Origin of the sequence: Providencia sp. 2024EL-00732 (genome assembly GCF_044006275.1) — a bacterium.
Lineage (GTDB): Bacteria > Pseudomonadota > Gammaproteobacteria > Enterobacterales > Enterobacteriaceae > Providencia > Providencia huashanensis.
The window spans coordinates 346,007-352,006 of sequence record NZ_JBIPDG010000004.1; the positions used below are offsets into that span (position 1 = coordinate 346,007).

A 6,000-nucleotide genomic window follows, 5' to 3' on the forward strand; every position below is an offset into this window, starting at 1 on the left:
CCAAAATTCCCCTATTACTTTTTACTATCAATTCACAATAAGCGTTGCAGCTAAAGGCGTGGAGTGGTACAACTTGAAGCATCTGAGTGAGTTTTATTAATCATAATTATTGAAGATAGGGTGAGGTCAATGAGTCAGGTTTATAATTTCAGTGCAGGTCCAGCGATGCTGCCTGTCGAAGTCATGCGTCGTGCTGAACAAGAATTTTGTAATTGGCAAGGTCTAGGTGTTTCAGTGATGGAAGTGAGTCATCGCGGAAAAGAATTTGTTGAAGTTGCAAAAGAAGCTGAGCAAAATTTACGTGATTTATTAAATGTGCCAAGTAATTATAAAATTCTATTTTGTCATGGCGGTGCCCGTGCCCACTTTGCTACTATCCCGATGAACTTATTAGGTGGCAAAACGACGGCTGATTACATTGTCAGTGGTTATTGGTCAGAATCTGCTGCGAAAGAAGCAGCGAAATACTGCAAACCTAACGTCATTCAGATTGCTGAAGAAAAAGATGGCGTTGTGAGCCTAAAACCAATGAGTGAATGGCCTTTAAGTGACGATGCTGCTTATGTCCATTATTGCCCTAATGAAACGATTGGCGGTTTAGCCCTCCACGAAGAACCTGATTTCCCGAAAGACAAAATTATTGTTGCTGATTACTCATCTTCTATTTTATCAAAACCGATTGATGTCAGCCGTTTTGGCATAATCTATGCGGGTGCACAAAAAAATATCGGGCCTGCTGGGTTAACAATTGTCATTATTCGTGAAGACCTACTGGGCAAAGCCTCTCCACAGACGCCATCAGTATTTGATTATACATTACTAGCAAAACATGATTCCATGTTCAATACACCGCCAACATTTGCATGGTACCTATCAGGTATGGTCTTTAAGTGGTTGAAAGAACAAGGTGGCTTACAAGAAATGGCGAAGCGTAATTATGAAAAATCACAATTACTCTACAATGCTATTGATGATAGCCAGTTTTATATAAACCGTGTGGCAGTAGAAAACCGCTCTTGGATGAATGTGCCATTCCAAATGCAAAACCCTGCATTGGATGCCAAATTTATCGAAGAAGCGAAAGAACAAGGCCTGCTTTCACTGAAAGGTCATAAAGTGGCAGGCGGAATGCGAGCCTCCATTTATAATGCTATGCCATTAGCTGGTGTACAGGCTTTGGTTGATTTTATGGCAGATTTTGAACGCCATAACGCATAACACTCTTTATTAAGCTCTACATAATTTGGGTTGCATGTCGGTGATAAACGAAAATAGCCAACACGCATGCAACCTGAAAAATGACGAGTATAAACTGGCTGATAGGATGTTCAGCTAATAATCGAGCCCTCTTGTAGCTAACTAAAAAGAAAATAGGGCTCGGTTGATTTTACTTGCAATTTCACTGGAGAAAACACCTTTTATGCAATCCCTGACATTACAACCAATTTCTTCAATTAATGGCACAATTAATTTGCCAGGGTCTAAAAGTGTCTCAAACCGTGCACTGTTACTTGCTGCGATGGCTAAAGGGACGACCGTACTGACTAATTTATTAGACAGTGATGATATTCGCCATATGCTGAATGCATTAAGCCAATTAGGGGTTAGTTACCAATTATCGGATGATAAAACACGGTGTTGCGTGGAAGGTCTAGGCGGTAACTTATCCCATTCGGATGAACTAGAAATATTTTTAGGTAATGCAGGGACAGCAATGCGCCCGCTGGCAGCGGCATTATCATTGAGCCACAATAATATTATTCTGACCGGAGAACCCCGTATGAAAGAGCGCCCCATTGGGCACTTAGTGGATGCTTTGAGGGAAGGCGGGGCAGTTATTGATTATTTAGAACAAGAAAATTATCCGCCGATTCGTTTAAAAGGCGGTTTTGTCGGTGGCAAAATTTCAGTCGATGGTTCGGTTTCTAGCCAATTTTTAACGGCATTATTAATGGCGGCTCCTCGTGCAGAGCAAGATACGACTATTACCATTATTGGTGAGTTAGTCTCTAAACCTTATATTGATATAACGCTAGCATTAATGAAAACTTTTGGTGTTATTGTTGAAAATCATCAATATCAACAATTTGTAATTAAAGGCCAGCAACAATATCAATCACCTGGTGAATATTTAGTGGAAGGTGACGCTTCTTCGGCTTCTTACTTTTTAGCCGCTGCTGCTATTAAAGGTGGTATTGTACGTGTCACTGGTATTGGCCGTAATAGTTTGCAAGGTGATACTAAGTTTGCCAACGTGTTGGAGAAAATGGGCGCGACGATTCGCTGGGGTGATGACTACGTTGAGTGTCAACGTGGTACTTTGAGCGGTATTGACATGGATATGAATGAAATCCCTGATGCAGCAATGACAATAGGGACTGTCGCGTTATTCGCTGAAGGCGAAACAGTTATTCGTAATATTTATAATTGGCGTGTAAAAGAAACTGACAGGTTATACGCGATGGCCACTGAGCTACGAAAAGTTGGCGCTGAAGTAGAAGAGGGGCATGATTATATCCGTGTTGTTCCACCCAAAAAATTACAACACGCAGAAATTGAAACTTACAATGACCATCGTATTGCTATGTGTTTTTCATTAGTGGCGTTATCAGATACCCCTGTCACTATTTTAGACCCAGGTTGCACTGCCAAAACGTTTCCAGATTACTTCGAGCAGCTTGCTCGCCTAAGTTAATACTTTTGTTGGGCTGATATGTTTGTTCAGTAACAGCCCAACAATAACTTAATTTAATCAATATTCTCTTATTTCCTGACAATCATCAGAACCTGCTTATTTCACAAAGTTGATGAATTGGTATAATACCTCTACTGATTTTAATTGCAGGTAGCGGATGCTATGTGCAGAAAAGGAGACTTTTTATGGTGGCGATAGCCCCTGTAATCACCGTTGATGGACCTAGCGGAGCAGGCAAAGGTACACTTTGCCAAGCATTAGCAAATGAATTTGGATGGCAACTTCTAGACTCCGGTGCAATTTATCGTGTACTCGCGTTAGCTGCATTACATCATCATGTTGATATTCAATCTGAGGATGGGCTAGTTCCTTTAGCGGCTAATTTAGATGTACGCTTTGTTCCTGAAGGGAATATCTTAAAAGTGATCCTTGAAGGTGAGGATGTCTCAAATCAGATTAGAACAGAAACCGTTGGAAATACGGCTTCGCAAACAGCAACTTTTCCCCGTGTTCGTGAAGCTCTATTACGACGCCAGCGTGCATTTAGAACATTCCCTGGGTTAATTGCCGATGGTCGAGATATGGGAACTGTTGTATTCCCTGATGCCCCAGTGAAAATTTTCCTTGATGCTTCTGCGCAAGAAAGAGCGCATCGTCGCATGAAGCAGTTGCAAGAGAAAGGCTTTGATGTTAATTTTGAACGTCTTTTAAGCGAAATTGAAGAGCGCGATTACCGTGATCGCAATCGCTCAGTTGCGCCCCTTATTGCTGCGAAAGATGCATTAGTGCTGGATTCCACAAGTATGTCAATTGAGGAAGTTATTGAAAAAGCACGCACCTATGCAAAAAAAATTCTACAATTATCGTGATAATAGGCTTTATTTTAGCTTATAATTAGATAATATACGCACTTACCGCTATGTTGATTATTTTATTAGCATAGCATCAACCTTGCGACATGGAATGTTGTGGGGTATGTGAAACAACCCCATTTGGCGGGAAGCTAAGTGGACGTTAATTAAAAACTCTTGAAGATCATTAATATGACTGAATCTTTTGCTCAACTCTTTGAAGAATCCCTGCAGAATATTGAAACTCGTCCTGGTTCTATCGTTCGTGGTACTGTTGTTGCCATCGATAAAGACGTAGTACTGGTAGACGCAGGTCTTAAATCAGAATCTGCTATCCCAGTAGAACAGTTCAAAAATGCTCAGGGTGAGCTAGAAATCCAAGTTGGCGACGAAATCGATGTAGCTCTGGATGCAGTAGAAGATGGTTTCGGTGAAACTATCCTGTCTCGTGAGAAAGCTAAACGTCATGAAGCATGGCTGATGCTGGAAAAAGCTTACGAAGAAGCTGAAACTGTAACTGGTGTTATCAACGGTAAAGTTAAAGGCGGTTTCACTGTTGAACTTAACGGCATCCGTGCGTTCTTACCAGGTTCACTGGTAGATGTACGCCCAGTTCGTGATACTACTCACTTGGAAGGCAAAGAGCTTGAGTTCAAAGTAATCAAGCTGGATCAGAAACGCAACAACGTTGTTGTTTCTCGTCGTGCTGTAATTGAATCTGAAAGCAGCGCTGAGCGCGATCAACTGCTGGAAAACCTGCAGGAAGGCATGGAAGTTAAAGGTATCGTTAAGAACCTTACTGACTACGGTGCATTCGTTGATCTTGGCGGTGTTGACGGCTTGCTGCACATCACTGACATGGCTTGGAAACGTGTTAAACACCCAAGCGAAATCGTCAACGTTGGTGATGAAATCAATGTTAAAGTTCTGAAATTCGACCGTGAGCGCACTCGTGTTTCTCTGGGTCTGAAACAACTGGGCGAAGATCCTTGGGTCGCAATCGCTAAACGTTACCCAGAAGGCACTAAGCTGACTGGTCGCGTTACTAACCTGACTGACTATGGTTGCTTCGTAGAAATCGAAGAAGGCGTTGAAGGTCTGGTTCACGTTTCAGAAATGGATTGGACTAACAAAAACATCCACCCATCTAAAGTTGTTAACGTTGGTGATGTTGTTGAAGTTATGGTTCTGGATATCGATGAAGAACGTCGTCGTATCTCTTTAGGCCTAAAACAATGCAAATCTAACCCATGGCAGCAATTTGCAGAAACTCACAACAAAGGCGACCGCGTTGAAGGTAAAATCAAGTCTATCACTGACTTCGGTATCTTCATCGGTCTGGACGGCGGCATCGATGGCCTGGTTCACTTATCTGACATCTCCTGGAACGTTGCAGGCGAAGAAGCAGTTCGTGAATACAAAAAAGGCGATGAAATCGCAGCTGTTGTTCTGCAAGTTGACGCAGAGCGTGAGCGTATCTCTTTAGGTGTTAAACAGTTAGCTGAAGATCCATTCAATAACTACTTAGCAGCTACTAAGAAAGGCGCTATCGTTACTGGTAAAGTAATCGCAGTTGACGCTAAAGGTGCAACAGTTGAGCTGACTCTGGGCGTTGAAGGTTACCTGCGTGCTTCAGAAGCTTCACGTGACCGTGTTGAAGATGCAACTCTGGTTCTGAACGTTGGTGATGATGTTGAAGCTAAATACACTGGTGTTGATCGTAAAAACCGTGTAATCAACCTGTCTGTTCGTGCTAAAGATGAAGCGGATGAGAAAGACGCTGTCGCAGCTGTGAACAAACAAGAAGATACTGCATTCGGCAACAATGCAATGGCTGAAGCTTTCAAAGCAGCTAAAGGCGAATAATTAAGTGGGGGCAGTAATAGAATTGCCCCTTTGTAACGGTAGTTTAGGGAGGTACTATGACCAAGTCTGAATTAATTGAAAGACTGGCTAGCCAGCAGTCTCATCTTTCAGCAAAAACCGTTGAGGAAGCTGTAAAGGAAATTCTTGAGCATATGGCTGATACGTTAGCCGGTGGTGAGCGTATTGAGGTTCGTGGTTTCGGCAGTTTTTCTCTTCACTACCGTGCACCACGCGTTGGCCGTAACCCAAAAACTGGTGATAAAGTGGAGCTAGAAGGTAAATATGTTCCTCATTTTAAACCAGGTAAAGAATTACGTGATCGTGTAAATATTTATGGCCAATAAAGGGCTATAAATCTTAATTATTACATCAAAACAGCGCTTGCATATTATTGTATAGCGCTGTTTTTTATAATCTGGCCAACACCCAACACCTAACACCTAACACCTAACACCTAACACCTAGACCCTGTAAATAATTCTGTGTATTTGCCTTTCATTAAATGTGACCGTCTAGGCGGTCACCAAACTCAATAATAAAACGACTCATCGCCTGTTTCCAGTTTTGAATTGGCATACTCCATTTTTT

The 6,000-nt window shown here is 42.1% G+C and carries 5 protein-coding genes; all 5 read left to right on the top strand.

Annotation, left to right across the window (positions count from 1 at the left end; translation table 11 throughout):
- The first annotated feature begins 129 nt into the window (after nt 1-129).
- Entirely contained in the window at nt 130-1,218 is a 1,089-nt protein-coding gene (gene serC, locus ACHB7C_RS10055; protein WP_042846478.1) for a 3-phosphoserine/phosphohydroxythreonine transaminase, read from the top strand.
- 202 nt (nt 1,219-1,420) lie between these two features.
- The gene (aroA, locus tag ACHB7C_RS10060; RefSeq protein WP_042846477.1) at nt 1,421-2,695 is read left to right on the top strand and encodes a 3-phosphoshikimate 1-carboxyvinyltransferase; all 1,275 of its coding nucleotides are present in this window, start codon (nt 1,421-1,423) and stop codon (nt 2,693-2,695) included.
- A 185-nt stretch (nt 2,696-2,880) separates the two neighbouring features.
- Entirely contained in the window at nt 2,881-3,564 is a 684-nt protein-coding gene (gene cmk / locus ACHB7C_RS10065; protein WP_042846475.1) for a (d)CMP kinase, read from the top strand.
- A gap of 174 nt (nt 3,565-3,738) precedes the next feature.
- Nucleotides 3,739-5,412: a 30S ribosomal protein S1 gene (gene rpsA, locus ACHB7C_RS10070; protein WP_004909559.1), complete on the top strand. Its 1,674-nt coding sequence runs from the start codon at nt 3,739-3,741 to the stop codon at nt 5,410-5,412.
- 56 nt (nt 5,413-5,468) lie between these two features.
- A complete protein-coding gene (gene ihfB, locus ACHB7C_RS10075) occupies nt 5,469-5,756 on the top strand; it encodes an integration host factor subunit beta (RefSeq protein WP_042846474.1) in 288 nt (95 codons plus the stop codon).
- Nucleotides 5,757-6,000 lie beyond the last annotated feature (244 nt).